The following is a 17,516-nucleotide window of genomic DNA, read 5'->3' as shown; positions in this document are numbered from 1 at the left end:
TTTTTAACTACTTTACTTAGAACTCTAAGCCGAAACGAACCCCTGCAGTGCGCGGGTCAGAGAAGGTAAGCGTACCATCAGCTAAACCCGGAAAAGCGGGGCCAAAAGAAGCGTTTGATACGGTTAGCTCGTCTTCGATGTTTTTCACATAGGCTTGTACATACCAATCACGCTCTGGCGCACGGTAAGTCAAGGCTACATCGGTTTTATGGAATGAAGGTTGCACAAATTGCGAAACAGAACTGGTAGATAAAATGGAATATTCATCACTCCAGCGACTTGAAATATCAAACTCGATGTCCGCGCCATTTTCCATTTCAAAAATATGTTGATAACTGACGATGGCGGTATATTCCGGTGAACGGTTTAATTTTTCGCCCTTTAGATTAATCGTGTCGTTAAGCTGGTAATCGGTATATTCAGCATTTAGCCACGTTAAGGCCACATTGAGTTTGTCGTAAGCGGTAATGTAATAACGCGACTCCAGTTCAATGCCGTCCACCTCTGCTTTACCGGCGTTACTAGTGACTTGACAAGACCCACCACAGATTTCAGACACATTACTTAACTGTAAGTCTTGGTAATCATAGTGAAACACGTTGATAAAGGTTCGTAAGCCGTTGTCCAAGTCTAATTTTAGGCCCAGTTCGTAGGCGGTTAAGGTTTCTGGATCATAATAAAGTGCTTCCTCGGGTAAGGGACTATTACAATCTTGCATACCTTCAGTGCAACCATCATTAAAGCCACCTGCTTTGTAGCCAGTAGATATCAAGCCGTATAGTAAAATATCGTCGCTAACATCGTAGTCTAGGCCTAATTTCCAGGTGAGTTCATTGTAGTCAACTTCGGCATTGTTTAGCGAATCTGGAATAGGATTGGTCACTGGGTCATAGGTAAAATTTAATTCTTCTTCAAGCGTCACGTGATTGACTACTGCACCGACTCGAGACTTTTCGTCTTGGGTGTAGCGAGCGCCCGCAGTTAAACTAAGTTTGTCACTTAAATCAAAGCTGCCTTGGCCAAATATGGCAACAGAATCCGATTTGGTTGGGTCTTGAGGAAAACCAAATATATACCCGTCTTGGCCTTCTTCACCTTGATAAATTAAAAACTTAACCGCTGATTCTTCTGAAAACGAATAAATACCACCTTGCAAGTTCATGGAATCAGTCACATAGGTAAAACGAAGTTCATTTGAACTTTGCTCGTAGTCACCATGAAACAATTGTGGATTACTGATATCGATGATACCAAAAGGCAATACTACACTGCCTAAGTAGCCTGTTACGTTATCCTCTCTGCGCGTAAACTCACGGTATGAGCCAAGATAGGTCATAGTAAGCTGGCTATTGATTGTCCAATTTAACTCAGCCATGGCGCCCCATGTTGAATTATCGTTGGTACGTTGCATCGTATCCTGCCAACCCACCGTTCGTAACTCATCAGAACTTTTTTGGTCTGCGATATAAGTTGGATTTACGCCTTTGCCACTTTCTGGCGGAAAGGTATTGAGCACATCGTAAAAGTTTGAAAGTTTAACATCACTGCGCGCACTGCCCTCAATCGAAGAATAATCACCTCTAACGAGTAGCGATACATCATCACTTAGTTCAAAGAAGCCGCTAAGACGGGCTGACATATTATCTTTACCGGGATCAATGTCATAGGAAGATTCGAGGTGTTTATTTAAATAGGTATCTCGTCTGTCTACATTGATTGCAGCGCGAATAGCAGCTTTATCGGAAATAGGCACATTTAACATGGCGGTCGCTTGGCGGCGGCCATAATCACCCAGGGTGGCATCAAAAGAGCCGTACATTTCATCAATAGTAGGTTTAGCAGAGATGACGTTAATCAAACCGGCTGTGGCGTTTCGACCATACAAGGTGCCTTGTGGACCTCGTAGTATTTCGACTTGGTCTAAATCAAAAAACGACACTTCTTGTGCTTGAGGTCTGGCGATGTAAACGCCGTCTTGTAAAAACGCTGCGGAAGGATCACCTTTTTCCGTGTTGTCTGTACTCGACACACCACGAATAGTAATTTGCAAACCACTTGAACCTGCCCGATCTATTGAAATATTCGGCGCTTGGTCTTGTAAATTGGTTGGATCAGTAATGCCTGAATCAGCCAAGGCTTTGGCAGACAAGGCCGTAACCGCTGCAGACGTACTTGCTAAATCGGTACCTGTACGAGTTGATGAAACGACAATCACTTCTAAATTTTTAGGTGTTTCAGATTGTGTTTCTTGCGCGTAAGCCGATGGAGTAGCAGCCATAAAAGAGGCACAAGCGCTTGCGATAAGGGTGCTTAATAGTGTTTTTTTAGGGTGATTCATAAACCTTTCCAATAGTTATTCTTTCACAAAATAATCAGTTGTTTCATTGGCTCAACCCTGAAGTTTTCACTTCGAACCAATCAACAGCTGACAATCATTTTTATCGATTCCCCAAGTCAGCATCGTACCGTGACTTCAAATCCGAGTAGCGTTGCATGTTCTCGTCTGTTCTCGATTAGCAACGAAACAAAATGTAATTGATTACATTTTTGATTTCAAACTATTTATTACAATGAACACACTTTAGTTACACCTAATTAACAAATTAAAACCATTACCAAGCCAAGTAAAAACTAATAATATCAATATATTAATCACTTAAAAAGCAAGTCTGAAAAGGTCATAAACGGAAAATACAAAAGCCATGTTAATTTTAAATATAAGCTATCCACAAAACCGATACATCAAATTTGTAATCGATTACAAATTTACATTACGCTTCGGTAATGGGTATAATGCAAAGGTAGAACGATTAATATGAAGTAAATTATGGCCAATATAAAAGAGGTGGCGTCACTCGCTGGCGTGTCGGTAGCAACGGTATCACGGTATTTCAGTGCCCCCGAAAAAGTGTCTAAAAAGAACACTGACAAAGTCATGAAGGCCATCGAGCAACTTAATTACAAACCGAATTTATTAGCCCGTAACTTTACCCAATCCCGCTCCTACTCGATCTTGGTATTGGCGCCATTGGGCAACCCGTTTCTTCTCGATGTTATTCAAGGCATTCAGGAAATAGCGCGCATTAAGGGTTATACCGTTTTGTTGGTTGATGCGCTGGAATCTAAAGATGAAGAAAGCAAATGTTACGGAATGTTAGAAACCCGCCTTGTTGAGGGCATCATAGATTTTAAAGTACAAAAACGTTTAGATAAAAAAAATGGAACACGCATCGATAATATTGTGACTCTTTGTGATTATGTGGAAAACAATCCCTCACCGGTAGTGACAGTAGACGATGTTAAAGCTGCCGAAAAGCTAGTTGACTACTTAGTATCCTTAGGTCATCGTCATATTGGCTGCTTAACCGGTTTAGATTTTATCCATGCCACTGTTCACCGTAAACTGGGTTATCAAAACGCACTACAAAAAGCGGGCATTCCACTGTCTGACAAGCTCATTATTAAGGGTGACTTTTCAGTAACAAGTGGTCTTAATGCTGCCAAAGAATTTATCAACATGCAGCCCCGCCCTACTGCTATTTTTAGCATGAGTGACAAAATGGCTATCGGTATAATCCAAGGCTTAAAAGCCGAGGGTTTAAGGATACCTGAAGATATTTCCGTAGTGGGCTTTGATGATATTGAATTTGCTAAATACTGTGAGCCCCCCTTAACCACTATTCGTCAACCAGCCAAAGAATTAGGCTCTAGTGCGATGAAGTTGCTGTGTAATCTAATAGACGGTAAATATGAGCCAGAAAGTGTATTGCGGCCTTATTTTTTGCCCACGGACTTAATCGTGCGCGGCAGTACAGCGGCAGTCAAATCTTCATAGCAGAGAGGGAAATAACGAACTTTCCCCCTTGTTTGCCCTTAACTGCTTATCTTTTTTACTCGTGACCACACTCTACTTGCATTAAAATAATCCCATGTGCGATGCCTACATAGCACATCCTACATTTTCCCCTGATAAGGCTGTGATAAAAACAGAGTAAGACGTTTTGGCTCACGTTCAAAATTACCCTAATCACAGTTCAATGTGTAATAACTAAGCGTTACCGTGTAAAAACGCAACGACCAATTAGCATAAAAAGGCTAATAACCCCCGCTCATACCGGCTTAAATATTTGGTTTTACGGGGTAATATAAAGTGTTTACGCCAATGTTCTTGATCGTTTTCAGCTTCTTTGCATAAAGCAATAATGTCGGGATGAATATACGAATTTCGCGCAATAGTCGGTGTGTTACCCAATACCGTTGAAACCTCATCTAACATACTGTTTAAGCGTAAAGCACCTTTGGCGTTGTAAAGTTGTTTAAAAGCAATGACACTGCCACGCCATGTTCTGAAATGTTTAGCGCTGAATTCATCGCCCATTATTGTTTGAATGTAGTTATTGATGTCTGTCGAGCTGACATTGCAGCGGGAGCCGTCTTCAATATATTGAAACAAGTGTTGCCCCGGTAAATCTTGTAGCTCTTTTATCACCGCGCTCAGCACCCTATCGCTGATATTGACCTCACGCTCTTTGCCTGACTTAGCACGATATTTTAAGCGAATGGTTTTGCCTGTCAGCTTTGCATGTCGGGCCCTAAGTGTAGTGGCGCCATAACTTTTATTACGCTTTACATTACGCTCATTCCCTACCCTCACTGCGCCTAAATCCATTAACCGTACCACTGCCGCCAAGGTGCGTTCGTAGTCGAGTCTATCGCCTTGCAGGGCTTCATCTAAGCGAGCTCGGAGCAAAGGTAATTTGCGCCCAAACACACTGCAAGCTTGGTATTTTTTTGCATCCTGCTGCTCTGTAAATATAGGATGATAACGATACTGCTTACGATCTTTACTGTCGTAACCGGTGGCAAGAATATGGCCGTTTTCTTCAGGGCAAAACCACACGTTCTTGTAGGCAGGTGGAAACGCTAGACCATTCAAACGACTAATAAGGGTGTTGTCTTTAATCACCTTACCCATGGGATCAATATACTGCCAATGCTTGTTTTTTAATCTGCGACTAATACCGGGTAAGCTATCGTCTACGTAGATGAGTTCCATTATCTTTCCTTTCGCCGGCGTTTATTTGGCCCTTGCTGTAGCGACGAGCCCATTTTCTGTACCTAGGCAAAGCACAGAGCGTACCAAACGAAAAAACGTGTTGTTATACGCTTGCCCAACACAAATTGCACTAAAGCAGCAATCAATGATTAAGTGATGGACAAAGCAGAACAATAAAACCTGATGTGACAAAAGTAACGGAGAGTAACAAACCACTTGAGTCGTTATTTTTTTCTTGATGTAAACCGAGTATTCCTGGGCTTATTGCCATAAACCCCTTGCTGAATAGCGTTTTATCTAGCGTTGGCTGACAATAATTGGCAGTTCAATCATTATTTTCAATTTTTTTGAAATAACTTTTGTTAATGAAATCGAAAGAACCTTGGGCTGTATGATATGTGAGTCACTCCCTGCTAAGGCTTGGTGCACATACTGTAATTAAATTACAAAATAGCAAACGTCATTTAAAACATGAACATGTAACAACACAGTAACAGAATGCGCCTGAAAATAGCTAAATTGTTAGTAATTTAACAATTTTAGCTATCTTAGCAGGCATTGAATTCTCTGAAAAAGCCCTTACCATATGTTGTAATAAAATTACAAAATCACCATAAGGAAGGATTTTACGATGAAAGATGTTGATAAAATAGAAAGCCAATACCCCCGTGAAAAAATCGATGCAATGCTCCTCTCAGGCTTAACTGCACAATTTTTTAGTCCTTATTTATTTGACGTAAATAAACGGGCGAATGGGGCTCAAGATGCAAAAAAGACCACTACTCGTTGGAAAACGTTAAAAGCTAAGGTAAAAGCACATCGTAACAAACAATGTTGAGAGGTTTAGCATATGACTTATACATTTACCTGCGCCTCAACATGCCTATATAGTAAGCTCCGCTCGTTGAGGCTCAGTTGCTCTTTTATCTACCAAACTAAGCAATTTATTAAAGAGTCTCGCCCTCACACAATCTTTTAATGATCCTTCTGGCCTGATTTGCGCCCGTGTCCACATGAATATCAATCATGCTTTGATCATCAAATTTCTGCATATTTTTAAACTGAGCTTCAATCACTATCTTATCCTCATCAAAGGTAAAACGAGTTTGATCTACTACTTTAGCTTTGGTTTCTTCAATATTTGTGCTTGGATTTGTGGCCATGGTCCAAAAATAATGGCAGCTTTCAGAGGTTTCTGGAGTAACGCAATGCAGTCCGCGCATATGAAAGCCGCCTCTATTAGGATCATCTACCGCATCGGTATTCACATCTACCGCACCCGTCCAAATTCTTAGGTGCGAAACAAAAAATTCAATTTGTTGCCAACGATCGATTTTATCTTTAAATGGATACGCTGCAGAGTAGGTTGGTGGTGGTGTTGAATTACGCATGTATCTGACTACCTTTACACTATCCCCTTCAGTGGTCACATCCATTTGTGCATTCATATGAGTGTTGGCGTCTCCGCCTATAGTGTGTAAATGCACATAACCTAAATGACTTAAGTCAAGTAGATTGTCATGCACCAATTGGTAAGGAGCATTATAGTGATAAACGTCACCATCAAACACAAAACCAGGTTCAGAATGATAAGGATAACGTGGTGGTGACGTCAGTGGCTCTTTGTTGGTGTCAGCACCAAACCATATCCATACCAGCTCGTCTTGCTCAACCACATGAAAAGCACCAACTTGCGCTTTTCTGGGGATCTTTTCTTGTCCTGGGATCTCAATACATTTACCAATACCGTCGAAGAGTAAGCCATGATATCCGCAGCGCAATCCCTTCGCTTCTATGGTGCCACAAGACAAGGGAAGTTGACGATGACAACAGCGGTCAACTAAGGCGTTGACCTTGCCATCTGCGGTACGAAAAAGTACGACTGGTTGATTCAACAGTGTACGCGCCAGCGGTTTATCGCTTAACTCTTTACTTTGAGCAGCGACATACCACGTATCTAGAGGAAATTCAGAAGCCTTTGACACAGGTTCAGATTGGGGGCTTACATGACTTGTAGACATAATTATGACTCCGGTTCAGGTATTTATAGATCTATTGTTAACGAGGGGCTCAAAGCACGAGAGCAACAAGGGGTAAAACGATTGTGCAAGGCTTTTTCTGCCTCGCTTAAAAATTGGTCTCGATGATCAACTTGGCCACAGCTCACAGCTGTTAAACAACTGCCGCAGATACCTTGTTCGCAGGACACGTCAATCTCAACGCCGGCATCTTCAATCACTTCTAATGCACTTTTGTCTGCTGGCACATGCAACTGCAAATTAGAACGCGTTAGGAAAAGCTCAAACGAACCGTCATTTCTATCGTCATCTAGCGGTTTTGCACTGAACACCTCTTTATGCATATGTTGTTCAAGCCATCCCAAAGCACGTGCAGTCGCAAAAATATAGTCCATAAATCCATTAGGCCCGCAGGTATATAATGCGCGCTTGTTAGTCGCTGTACTCAACGCTTGTTGAACCACTTGCTCTTTTTCTGTAGGGCTTAAACCACAATGGAAAAACACCTTGCTTGCAAAAGTGCTGTCTTTTAAGGCTTGATAAAATGCAATGTGACTTTGCTGCTTGACATGGTAGTGCAACTCAAAGTCGATACCCGCTCGGTCTAACTCATAGGCCATACTTAATAAGGGCGTGATACCGATACCACCGGCAAATAGTAGGACTTTTTGGCTGTCTAAATTCAACGGAAATAGGTTTCTTGGCGCTGAGATAGTCAGTGTGTCACCAACCTGAGTAGACTCATGCAGGAACTGTGAACCGCCTCTAGATTGCGCCTCTTTTAATACTGCTATTTTATAAATATGTTCTTTATCAGGGTGCGGTAATAAGGAGTACTGACGCACAATTTTCGGCGCTATTTGTACATCAATATGCGCACCTGCAGAAAACGGTGGTAACTCCCCCTGATCGGAACGTTCTAATTCAAAACTTACAATATTGGCTGTTTCTGGGGTTTTACTGCGAATTTGCAGGTTTAACATCACTTTTTACTCCACCTAAGCATAAGGCCATAGGTGTATATTGCGCCAAACTAGTTGATATATCAACTAGTTTGTTGATAATTTGTTAACTTAAAACATCTCAAACTAACGTTTGCGCGCTTTTAAGTCATCTGAACTCTGAATAAGATGTGTTGTTATCATTTCAATTGCATACGAAAGATTAACGGTCCCCCCCCCGAGGTGATATTCACTCGGAGACAAAACTGTTGTGGGTTGCAAGGCGGGGTGTCGTATGCAATAGCTTGGTATTGCGAGAAAACCCAACGCCGCTAGGCGTAAAAAGAGCGTTATTGAGAGCCGCGGCTAAACCAGAGTTCAGTTTAAGTAGTTCAGGTTTTGCCATATCAGGTAAAAGTATTTGCATGTGCTACAACAGCAAGTAAGCTTTTAAACTCAATCAATGTCAGGATAAAAGATGCGACCTAATAAAGACGATTCAGCTAAAAAGCAATTAGATTTAGAACAATACATACCCGCTTTAGTAACCTCTTTATCTAATAAGCTTTCAGCGGGTGCTTCGAACTGTTATCGAAAATATTTTAATATTGGTGTTATCGAATGGCGTGTATTAGCCATGTTAAAAGTAGAATCTGATATCTCAGCCAATCGGATCTGTCAGGTCATTGGACTGGATAAAGCTGCGGTAAGCCGCGCTTTAAAGCAACTACAGGCCTCAGGATATGTTAGCTTTGTAAAAGATCAGCAAGATGGACGTTCTTCACTTGTTCGACTCACTCACCAAGGAGCAAACCTACACGACCGAGTATTCGTCGTCGCTCTAGAACGAGAAAAATTATTACTAAATGAAGTGTCTGAATATGAATTGGCAGTACTGGTAAATTTATTAAACAAACTAAATAGTAATGTAAAACGGGCTAACGCCTACGAGCCGGATTTATAAACAAAATATTTAAGTGCATATACTAAGAGCCCTCGCGACTAATGTTTGCAATGCACCATCGTGTTTAAAGCCTGCTTTATCGGCCGCAGTGGTTGTTAAAGGTGGTTGCTGGCCAAATAAAGCTTCAAGTTGAGCATCCGGCTGCCAACTTAACAGTGACTGATGTTGTTGAGTTTGACTGACAATTTCGTGCAAAAAATCCAGCATCAAAACACGTAAAGCTGGCAAGGTCACTACTCGATTTACCGGCATTAAGTGGCTATCCAGTTGCGCCGCCCTCAACAGGTTGTGTGCACATTGTTGCACCGACATTAACCACATTGTTGCCTGTGGGGAGACGGGCGATGTGAAGTGTTTTCCTGCGGATAATAAATGAAAGGCATGACTTAAAAATGCCGATTTTAATCCGTTGCTGCTCATAGGTCTGGCTAAAATGCCCGGCAATCTAATACTCACTACATCTAATTTACCACGTCGATGATAGTCCGCTAACGCCAGCTCAATCATTGCTTTGTGTGTGCCATAAATCATTGCGGGTACAATTGGCGAGAGATCATCTACCTGCTCAGGCATCGGCGCACCTAATACAGCGATCGTGCTGCTGTACACAAGCCGTGGACAATGCCCATGCTGAGCGAGTAAATCAAATAGATACAGACTGGCGTCTAGATTAATTTTGCGAGAGAGTTGTGGATTTTGTTCAGCACTTCCACCAGGTAAAGCCGCCATATGGAATACATAATCGTAAGGTTTAATCAGCGCTTGAGCTAGTACATCAGATTGGCATAAATCTGCTGTAATTAAAGTGATTCGGGAATTTTTCTTATACCGACTATTCGCTAAATAAGTATCGAATAGGGTCAAATGCCAGTTGGTTGATGATAATAATAATTCAACTAAGTGATTGCCAATAAAACCACCAGCGCCAGTAATGAATGCTTTTTTCATAAATTTTTAATCCTGAACAACACGCTCTCAGACGAAATTTGATACCCATTTTTGACGACAACATAACAAAACGACAGAACAAAAAGTCACCAACTGCGACGAATTTTTCAATAGTAAGCATCAGATTAAAAGATGTTACTTTTGCCCGTCCCCTTAGTAGAGTTCAGTATTTTCTTGGTGAAATAGAGGCAACAATGAATAACAAAACACGCAGAGTCGTGACGGGCCACAATGCTTATGGTGAAGCGGTTTTTATTGATGATCAACAGCATGAAGTAACACTCATTCCCTCTGGTGATGCCGCAATGTTAACCCTATGGACCACCGAAGAGGTGCCTGCTAACTTAAACGATAAAAGCGATGGTATGTTGCGCGATGCAGGGCTGACTTTACAGGGCGGTTCGGTGATCCGCGTCTGCGATATTTTGCCCGGTCAAGCGTCTCCGATGCATCGCACCAACAGTATCGATTACGGCATTATCATTGACGGACAAATAGAATTAGAACTCGATTGTGGCGCTGCCAAATTACTCAAAACTGGCGATGTTATTGTGCAGCAAGGCACCATACATTTGTGGCGTAACCCTAGCCTTACCCAAACCTGCCGAATTATTTTTATTCTGATTGAAGCCAAGCCATATCAACACAATGGCCAGTCATTGACTGAACTAAAACCTTAGTACATTGTATAAAAAGCTTATGTTGTTGCTAGGCAACATAAGCTTTTTTAACACTAAACCACTCTTATATCGGCTGAGCCAAAGCCATCATACTGTCGCGCATAATGCCCATATGCTCTTGTTTGTCGCCCCCTTCTATTTCGATTTGGGCTAAACGACCAGAGTTTTCGACGACCATCCTACAACGCTCCCAGCGGCGGTTTTGGAAGGTTTCTAGCGCTTCATTCAGTGAAGGTTTATGCGCTAATTCTTCAGCCAAAACAATAGCGTCTTCAATACCAATACAGGCGCCAGAAGCCAAATGTGGTGTCGTACCGTGTACGGTATCACCTATCAACACTACCCTGCCCTTGTACCATGGTGTGGGGACTAATAAGTTTTCAAGGGGGCGATAGTTAATATAAGAATGCTCATCCAACATGCCTGCCACTTGCTGCAACATTGGAGCAGGGAATGCTTGCATAATGTCTTTTAGTTTTACTAAGGCTTCTTCGCCTTTTATCCACGTTCCTGGTGCATTGTCTTGGGTCACAAACATATACATTTGGTCTTTCGACATGGGGTTTAATCCGGCTTTAATATGTTGTCCTACCCACATCATGGTATTGTTGACTTCAGGCAAGCGAGGCAATACCGCGCGCCATACGCCTTGACCAACATATTTAGGCTCGGCCGCTTCTGGAAACTGCGTTTTGCGCACTTGTGAGTACAGCCCATCTGCACCAATAACCAGATCATAGGTGTACATTGTGCCGTCGCTAAAGGTCACTTCGGCACCGTCTATCCCCTGCTTAATCTCAGTAAAGGTAATACCAAGACGAACATTAGCGCCAGAGGCTTTGGTTTTTTCTGCCAATATCTTGGCAAGCGCCGGACGCATAATAGCGCCGGAGCTGGGGATATCAGGATCACCAATCAGCGGGGTGGGAATATGGGCTAGATGCACGCCATGAGGAGCATGAACATCTAAGCCACTATGAGCACTACCAATTTTTAAGTACTCATCCAGAATACCGAGGGTTTTGAAGGCGCGTAAAGTCGCGCCACCAATGCTGATTCCAGCGCCTTCTGCGCGCCAATTTGGATCAATTTCAACCAAATCAACTTCGATGCCGTATTTTCGTAATTCTATGCACACTGACATACCGGAAAAGCCGCCACCGATAACCAATACTTTACTTACGCTTGGGTTCATAAATTGAACTCCTTAATTGTTGTTAGGCTTATCCAAATTTCTTGTTGGGATGAAACCTCTAATGGGATCTTACTCAGCTTTTGCCCCTTGCACGGGCCTTGTACACAATCGCCATTGTTTATTTCAAACAAAGCACCGTGCGCTGCACACACAATATAATCACTGGCACTATCGAGATAGTGATGCCGCTTCCACGGTAATGAGGTGTCGTTGTAGTGCGGGCAAATATCCACATAGGCAAACAGTTCGTTGCCTTGGCGCACGATAAAAAAGGTATCACTGCCCGAATGATTGGGATCGAAACCTTTTGCTTGCCCATCGGCAATGTCACTGACACTGCCTAACCATAACTTACCCATGAAGATTTACGGCTTTCCAGGAGGTCCGCCTGGCGCCCATTTTTCGCGAGATTGTAATAAAAACACTTGCGAATTATCCGCACCCGGCAAGGCTTCACGCGCTTCCCAGCTATCATCGTGTAAGTCCATGTCTGCATCATATTCAATATTGCAGCCAAAGGGGCTTTTGAAATACCAAAACCAATTCGAGCCAAAGATATGACGACCCGGTCCCCAGAAACTTTGATAGCCTTTTTCAACCAAGGCATACCCAGCTTGTGAGACTTCGGTAGGACCGCTCATATGGAAGGTAAAATGCTCAACACCTTGCATAAAGGGCGGGGTTTTTAAAAAGAACAAAGTATGGTGATCAAGGGTGCCCGCGGGACGCATGAAGGGCCCTGTACCCGTAAAGCGATCGGTTGTCACAAAGCCTAAACGCTCTGAATAAAAAGCTTCGGCTTTTTCAATATCAGGCACAAAATACACAACGTGCGACAAACTGCGTGGTTTCGCCGTAAAGTCTTTACTTACACCTGTGAGATTCACACCTCGCTGAGGAGCCGCACCTGGTGCATTAATGGCCTCGGCAGGTAAATCAAGGGTTTGACGGATAGTGACTTGAAAACCCAATACAAAACCTAAGTCATCAAGGGCTTCAATGCTGCCATCGGCTAAAGTCTGTACTTCTCTGTCTTTAGATAACTCAGCTGCAATGGCGTCTAGGGCTGCTTGGTCAGCCACACCGTAAATCGTTTTACGCAACATAGAGCCACTGGGTAAAGGGGCGGGTAATGACGCATCGTCTTTATGCAAGATTTCAATGCCAGTGCCATCTAAAGAGACATAATTTTGCTCATCTTTGGGAACCAAGCCGTAATCAAGGGCAAATTGCTTGCACGCTGCGACATCGTCAACGCCAAAAATAAGTTTGTCTGGTCCGATAATATTCATGCTGGAGATCCTACTTTTGTTTTAATTCGTTAAAGGTTTCTGCAACCCAATCAGCGATGTAAGTACCAGCGTTCGAACTGTTATCAAAGCTTGAATGCTGCACGCCACCTTCACGTTCGGTAAATATTTTAAGTTCACGTTTAGGGCTATTAACTAGCTGATCATAAGTGCGCTCGGCCCATTTAAGAGGGATTTGCGAATCTTTTAAGCCATGCGTCACCAAAAACGGCACTTTAATTTTTTCTATTTGGCCATCAAGGTGCACGTTTTCAGCAATCTTCATAAAGTCGTCCATGTCTTTAGCGCCCCATACCCATTGCACGTGCGCCCAATAATGCGGAACAGGGAAGTCACCTTCTTTTTCTAAGCGGCGTTTTTGGACATCACGCCAATCATGGTTAGCACCCCACACACAACCTAAGGCCAATCTAGGCTCATTCGCGACGGCACGTGGACAGTAGTAACCACCTAAAGACACGCCTTCCATACCTATGCGTTTGCTGTCTACTTCATCATGTTTTTCTAGCCAGTCAACCACCACACTGGCCCAATGTTCTGTGTCATACCGTGCATGCAAACCTTGTAATTTTAAGGCTTCACCGGTACCAGGCTGATCTAAAACTAGTGATGAAACCCCACGCTCAGCTAACCAACCTGGTAAACCCACGCGGTATTTCATTTCTTTGGAGGAATCAAGGCCGTTAATTTGGATCAAGATGGGCGCTGGCCCTTCTACTCCTTCGGCTCTGACATACAGGGCAGATAGGTGTTTGCCTTCATAGGGAATTTCAACGCGTACACAGTTTTCTTTACTAAGCTCGATGGATTTTTCAAATAACTCTAAGGACCGCTTATACAGCTCTGTTCTGCCAGGGGCGCCATGGGCCTGAAGACGCTCACAGGTAATAAGATAGGTAGCAGCACGATTATATTTATAGCCTGCTGATAAGGTGCGCCCTTTTGCTAAATCTTCTTCTGCTAAACCGCAAAGTTTGTCGGACATCTTGGCCCAGGTGTCTCTAAAGGCTTGCACACCTTCTTTATCTGGTGATTTAGCGGCATCTTGCAAGGGGCCACACATCTCTTCAATCTCACCGATACGAGAGCCCATTTCTATGGCTAGATTAACTGATAGATTCCACACATAGTTGGTTGGAAAGTACTTAAACATCTTTTTATCCTTTTTTACTTGTTAGCCTTAAAACACAGGCTAATTTGTATAGCTTTGTTATTTTTCAATTAATGCAACGGCTCTGCAAAAGCCCGCTGACGCGTGTTTAATTTTGTAAGGGAAACAATTAACCAAGAATCCAGTGGAAGGCAAACTCTCTAAATTGCTGAGTTTTTCCATTTGTCCGTAACCGATATCACGACCGGCTTTGTGACCCTCCCAGATGATTGACGCATCTCCAGACTCAGCAAAACGCTCGCGGGTAAATTTAAAGGGGGCGTCCCAACTCCAAGCATCAGTGCCCACTACTTTTACGCCACGCTCTAATAAATACATGGTGGCTTCGCGGCCCATGCCAACACCCGCATCAAGGTAGCCAGGCTGACCAAACAACTCACCTGCACGGGTATTCACCACCACAATATCCAGTGGTTGTAGGTCATGACCTATGCGGGCCAATTCATCTTCAACGTCCTGGGCGGTAACGATGTAACCGTCTTCCAAATGCCTGAAATCCAGTTTTACGCCGGGCTGAAAACACCATTCAAGAGGCAATTCATCAATACCAAAAGCCGGCTTGCCACCATCAGTGGTAGAAGCATAATGCCAAGGCGCATCCATGTGGGTACCGCTATGGGTAGTGATATCTAAACGTTCCGCCGCCCAGGCTTCATCACCTGGCATTTGCGCTTTGGTTAAACCTGGAAACATGGCGCCCATTTCAGGCCAGCCCTGTTGGTGATCCATATAATCGATTTTAGGTAACAAAGGAGGTGGATCGGTATAAGGGTTATTATCTAAGGTGACGGATAGGTCGACAATGGTAAAATTTCTTGGATTAAACATTAAATACTCTCACTAGCAGGACTGAGGGTCACGCGCTGTTCTATTACACCAAATACACTGTTACCACTTGCATCAATAGCATTAAAACTTACCACTTCGTCTTGTTGCATAAACGGTGTTTGTGGCGCGCCATGTTGGATCATTTCTTTAGCACGTAATTCTGAAATACAGGCTTGGCCCTTGGCAGGATCGGCATTTGATACTGTACCCGAGCCAAATACGGTACCCGCTTTAATTGGGCGAGTTTGCGCAACATGAGCAATTAATTCATGAAAGCCAAAATGCATTTCTTGCCCCAGCGGCTCACCAAAAACTTGCCCATTTCTTTTGACTTGTAAAGGCAAACATACTCGACCATTTTGCCAAGATTCACCTAACTCATCTGGGGTTAAGGCGATGGGAGCAAAAGCCGTTGCCCCTTTTGCTTGGACAAAACCAAAGCCAGTTTTCATTTCTCGGGGGCCTAAGGCGCGATAGCTGATGTCATTGAGCAACACCACCAAACGAATTTTAGATAGCGCATACTCGGCAGAGCTGCCCATAGGAATGGCATCCACAATCACGCCAAATTCACCTTCAAAGTCAATGCCGTGTTTTAGGTCAGCCACGACTATGTCATCTTTAGCGCCCAGAAAACTGTCACCGGCACCTTGATAAACCAGCGGATATTTGTCTGCATCAGCGATAGGATCAAGATGAAAAGCCTGTTGCATCAAATGGCCGTGATTAAGAAAAAGCGAACCATCTAACCACTGCCACGAGCGAGGTAAAGGGGCATAAGTCGACTGACTAGTAAAAGTCGAACTGTTAGGTTCAAGACCATCATTCAGGCTTTTATACTTCGCCTTTAAGGCTTCGCTGCAGCTTGCCCAATTGTCGAGTGCGAATTGCATGGTTGGAGCAATATCAGTCACGTCAACAAAGCTGCCGTGATCTTTTGCAACCACCACTAGTTTGCCATCTGGATGTTCTGTTTTTAGCGAAGCTAATTTCATACTTAGGATCCGGCTTATTTTGTTAAAATTTAATCAATTAATTTGATGTTCAATGTTAATTTAAAATTTGCAATCCAAAAAATTGAATGTTTAGATAACAACCATCAGAAAAACAGATACCTAAGTATGCGCTTTATGCTATTAACTCAATGCAGCACTAAAGCCCCTTTTTGCGAGAGCACACAATGAGATTTGAACAACTCGACCTCAACCTATTAGTCGCCTTAGACATTTTACTTGAAGAGCAAAACATCACGCGAAGCTCAGAACGACTGCATTTATCGCAATCTGCCACCAGTGGTATTTTGTCGAGATTGCGCGCTTTTTTCGAAGATGACTTATTAGTTCAGATTGGTAAAAAAATGCAGCCTACCCCGTTTGCCCTCGAGCTACAGGGCCCTGTAGCTGGCGTGCTTGCAACCGTGAGGGGCTCTATCATTGGTAGAAAAGCCAATAATCCTGAACAAAGTGAACGGCATTTTAAAATTATTGCCTCTGACTACATTATTCAGGTGTTATTAAGGCATGTATTGGCCGATGTGGCTCAATCTGCACCGGGCGTGACCTTTGAATTTTTATCGCCCTTTGCCCATGAAGTGAATGTGTTGGCCAAAGGCGGTGCTGATATTATGATGGCGCCAGAAGCAGTCATGTTAGATGCCTACCCCAACACCCCGCTGGTGAGCGATGAGCTAGTGTGTATTGCAGACATTAACAATAAACGGGTAGACAAAGAGCTGACCATGGAAGAGTTTAACTCTCTTGGCCACATATCAGTGGGATTTGCTCGCGCCAGCCACTTGAGTATTGAGCAATGGCTCATTCATACAATGGAAACTAATCGACGGGTAGAAGTGATCACTAACGATTTTTCCACCATGATCTACACCTTGCTTAACACAGAGCGGATTGCCATTTTGCCACGCCATTTTGCAGAAATGCATGTCCAGCGCGAAGCCGTCAAAATAGTTAAATTACCCTTTGAAACTCCAAAGTTAAAAGAAAATATGATGTGGCACCCTACCCTTGAAAACGATCCTATGCACCGCTGGCTGCGACAACGGATTATCGATTGTGCAGCGAAATTTGCTTAAAAATTGATAAATTTTTTCCCGCTCTAAACGATGCGTAAGCAAGGAAGGTTGAGCTCTAGCCCAGCCTCTTTCGCTTATTATTGATGTTTGCCACTACCGGTTTTTTGTTGCTTCCCCATTTTTACTTGCATAAAAATCAGCATGGCAATTTATGCCAATCATTTCGTCGTTATCTGCCATTCCGTCAGCTATTACAAGTCGTTAACATCTGAGTTATCGTCGAGCCTTATTGCTGGTAAGGTGGTATATCTCTGATATGCACCCCTTTTTGATTTGAGCAACAGCCAATTCCTGTGCACGGCATCCATTTATTTAC

The 17,516-nt window shown here is 43.2% G+C and carries 16 protein-coding genes; 5 read left to right on the top strand and 11 right to left on the bottom strand.

What is annotated here, in order from left to right:
- Positions 1-16 precede the first annotated feature (16 nt).
- Entirely contained in the window at positions 17-2,338 is a 2,322-nt protein-coding gene (locus ACEN2L_RS10325) for a TonB-dependent receptor (protein WP_441743537.1), read from the bottom strand.
- 489 nt (positions 2,339-2,827) lie between these two features.
- On the opposite strand from ACEN2L_RS10325, the gene ACEN2L_RS10320 reads away from it, so the two are divergent.
- The gene (locus ACEN2L_RS10320; RefSeq protein ID WP_306020277.1) at positions 2,828-3,835 is read left to right on the top strand and encodes a LacI family DNA-binding transcriptional regulator; all 1,008 of its coding nucleotides are present in this window, start codon (positions 2,828-2,830) and stop codon (positions 3,833-3,835) included.
- 246 nt (positions 3,836-4,081) lie between these two features.
- On the opposite strand, the gene ACEN2L_RS10315 is transcribed toward ACEN2L_RS10320, so the two are convergent.
- A complete protein-coding gene (locus ACEN2L_RS10315; protein ID WP_306020276.1) occupies positions 4,082-5,056 on the bottom strand; it encodes a DNA topoisomerase IB in 975 nt (324 codons plus the stop codon).
- A gap of 631 nt (positions 5,057-5,687) precedes the next feature.
- On the opposite strand from ACEN2L_RS10315, the gene ACEN2L_RS10310 reads away from it, so the two are divergent.
- Complete coding sequence (locus tag ACEN2L_RS10310; protein WP_441743536.1) at positions 5,688-5,894, top strand: hypothetical protein; 207 nt, start codon at positions 5,688-5,690, stop codon at positions 5,892-5,894.
- Between the two features lie 109 nt (positions 5,895-6,003).
- Here the strand turns inward: ACEN2L_RS10310 and ACEN2L_RS10305 are convergent, their stop codons facing one another.
- Together ACEN2L_RS10305 and ACEN2L_RS10300 are read right to left on the bottom strand one after the other, a co-directional pair.
- On the bottom strand, positions 6,004-7,077 hold the full coding sequence (locus tag ACEN2L_RS10305; protein WP_441743535.1) for a Rieske 2Fe-2S domain-containing protein: 1,074 nt from the start codon (positions 7,075-7,077) through the stop codon (positions 6,004-6,006).
- A 23-nt stretch (positions 7,078-7,100) separates the two neighbouring features.
- Positions 7,101-8,057: a PDR/VanB family oxidoreductase gene (locus ACEN2L_RS10300; RefSeq protein ID WP_441743763.1), complete on the bottom strand. Its 957-nt coding sequence runs from the start codon at positions 8,055-8,057 to the stop codon at positions 7,101-7,103.
- A gap of 436 nt (positions 8,058-8,493) precedes the next feature.
- Here ACEN2L_RS10300 and ACEN2L_RS10295 point away from each other — a divergent pair, with 436 nt between their 5' ends.
- A complete protein-coding gene (locus tag ACEN2L_RS10295) occupies positions 8,494-8,979 on the top strand; it encodes a MarR family winged helix-turn-helix transcriptional regulator (RefSeq protein ID WP_306020272.1) in 486 nt (161 codons plus the stop codon).
- Positions 8,980-8,988: 9 nt separating this feature from the next.
- Here ACEN2L_RS10295 and ACEN2L_RS10290 read toward each other — a convergent pair whose 3' ends face one another.
- Positions 8,989-9,927 (bottom strand): NAD-dependent epimerase/dehydratase family protein, encoded by a 939-nt coding sequence (locus ACEN2L_RS10290; RefSeq protein WP_441743534.1) that lies wholly within the window; start codon positions 9,925-9,927, stop codon positions 8,989-8,991.
- Positions 9,928-10,121: 194 nt separating this feature from the next.
- On the opposite strand from ACEN2L_RS10290, the gene ACEN2L_RS10285 reads away from it, so the two are divergent.
- A complete protein-coding gene (locus tag ACEN2L_RS10285) occupies positions 10,122-10,607 on the top strand; it encodes a cupin domain-containing protein (protein WP_441743533.1) in 486 nt (161 codons plus the stop codon).
- A 64-nt stretch (positions 10,608-10,671) separates the two neighbouring features.
- Here ACEN2L_RS10285 and ACEN2L_RS10280 read toward each other — a convergent pair whose 3' ends face one another.
- The 6 genes from ACEN2L_RS10280 to ACEN2L_RS10255 are packed head-to-tail and all read right to left on the bottom strand — an operon-like array spanning position 10,672 to position 16,106.
- Entirely contained in the window at positions 10,672-11,802 is a 1,131-nt protein-coding gene (locus tag ACEN2L_RS10280) for an FAD-dependent oxidoreductase (RefSeq protein ID WP_306020268.1), read from the bottom strand.
- The gene (locus tag ACEN2L_RS10275) at positions 11,799-12,161 is read right to left on the bottom strand and encodes a Rieske (2Fe-2S) protein (protein WP_441743532.1); all 363 of its coding nucleotides are present in this window, start codon (positions 12,159-12,161) and stop codon (positions 11,799-11,801) included. The genes ACEN2L_RS10280 and ACEN2L_RS10275 overlap by 4 nt, the downstream gene beginning before the upstream one ends.
- A 6-nt stretch (positions 12,162-12,167) precedes the next feature.
- Positions 12,168-13,094 (bottom strand): VOC family protein, encoded by a 927-nt coding sequence (locus tag ACEN2L_RS10270; protein ID WP_441743531.1) that lies wholly within the window; start codon positions 13,092-13,094, stop codon positions 12,168-12,170.
- 10 nt (positions 13,095-13,104) lie between these two features.
- Positions 13,105-14,265 (bottom strand): alpha/beta hydrolase family protein, encoded by a 1,161-nt coding sequence (locus ACEN2L_RS10265; protein WP_441743530.1) that lies wholly within the window; start codon positions 14,263-14,265, stop codon positions 13,105-13,107.
- 57 nt (positions 14,266-14,322) lie between these two features.
- Complete coding sequence (locus ACEN2L_RS10260; RefSeq protein ID WP_441743529.1) at positions 14,323-15,111, bottom strand: cyclase family protein; 789 nt, start codon at positions 15,109-15,111, stop codon at positions 14,323-14,325.
- Positions 15,111-16,106, bottom strand: coding sequence for a fumarylacetoacetate hydrolase family protein (locus ACEN2L_RS10255; protein ID WP_306020262.1), 996 nt, complete (start codon positions 16,104-16,106; stop codon positions 15,111-15,113). Before ACEN2L_RS10255 ends, ACEN2L_RS10260 begins: the two co-directional genes overlap by 1 nt.
- A 185-nt stretch (positions 16,107-16,291) precedes the next feature.
- Between ACEN2L_RS10255 and ACEN2L_RS10250 the strand changes: the two genes are divergently transcribed.
- Positions 16,292-17,200 carry a LysR family transcriptional regulator gene (locus tag ACEN2L_RS10250; RefSeq protein WP_441743528.1) on the top strand — a complete coding sequence of 303 codons (909 nt, stop codon included), beginning with the start codon at positions 16,292-16,294 and terminating at the stop codon, positions 17,198-17,200.
- The last annotated feature ends 316 nt before the right edge of the window (positions 17,201-17,516 follow it).

Source organism: Flavobacterium sp. W21_SRS_FM6 (genome assembly GCF_052119645.1).
Lineage (GTDB): Bacteria > Pseudomonadota > Gammaproteobacteria > Enterobacterales > Alteromonadaceae > Paraglaciecola.
This window is presented reverse-complemented; position numbering and strand designations above follow the sequence as displayed.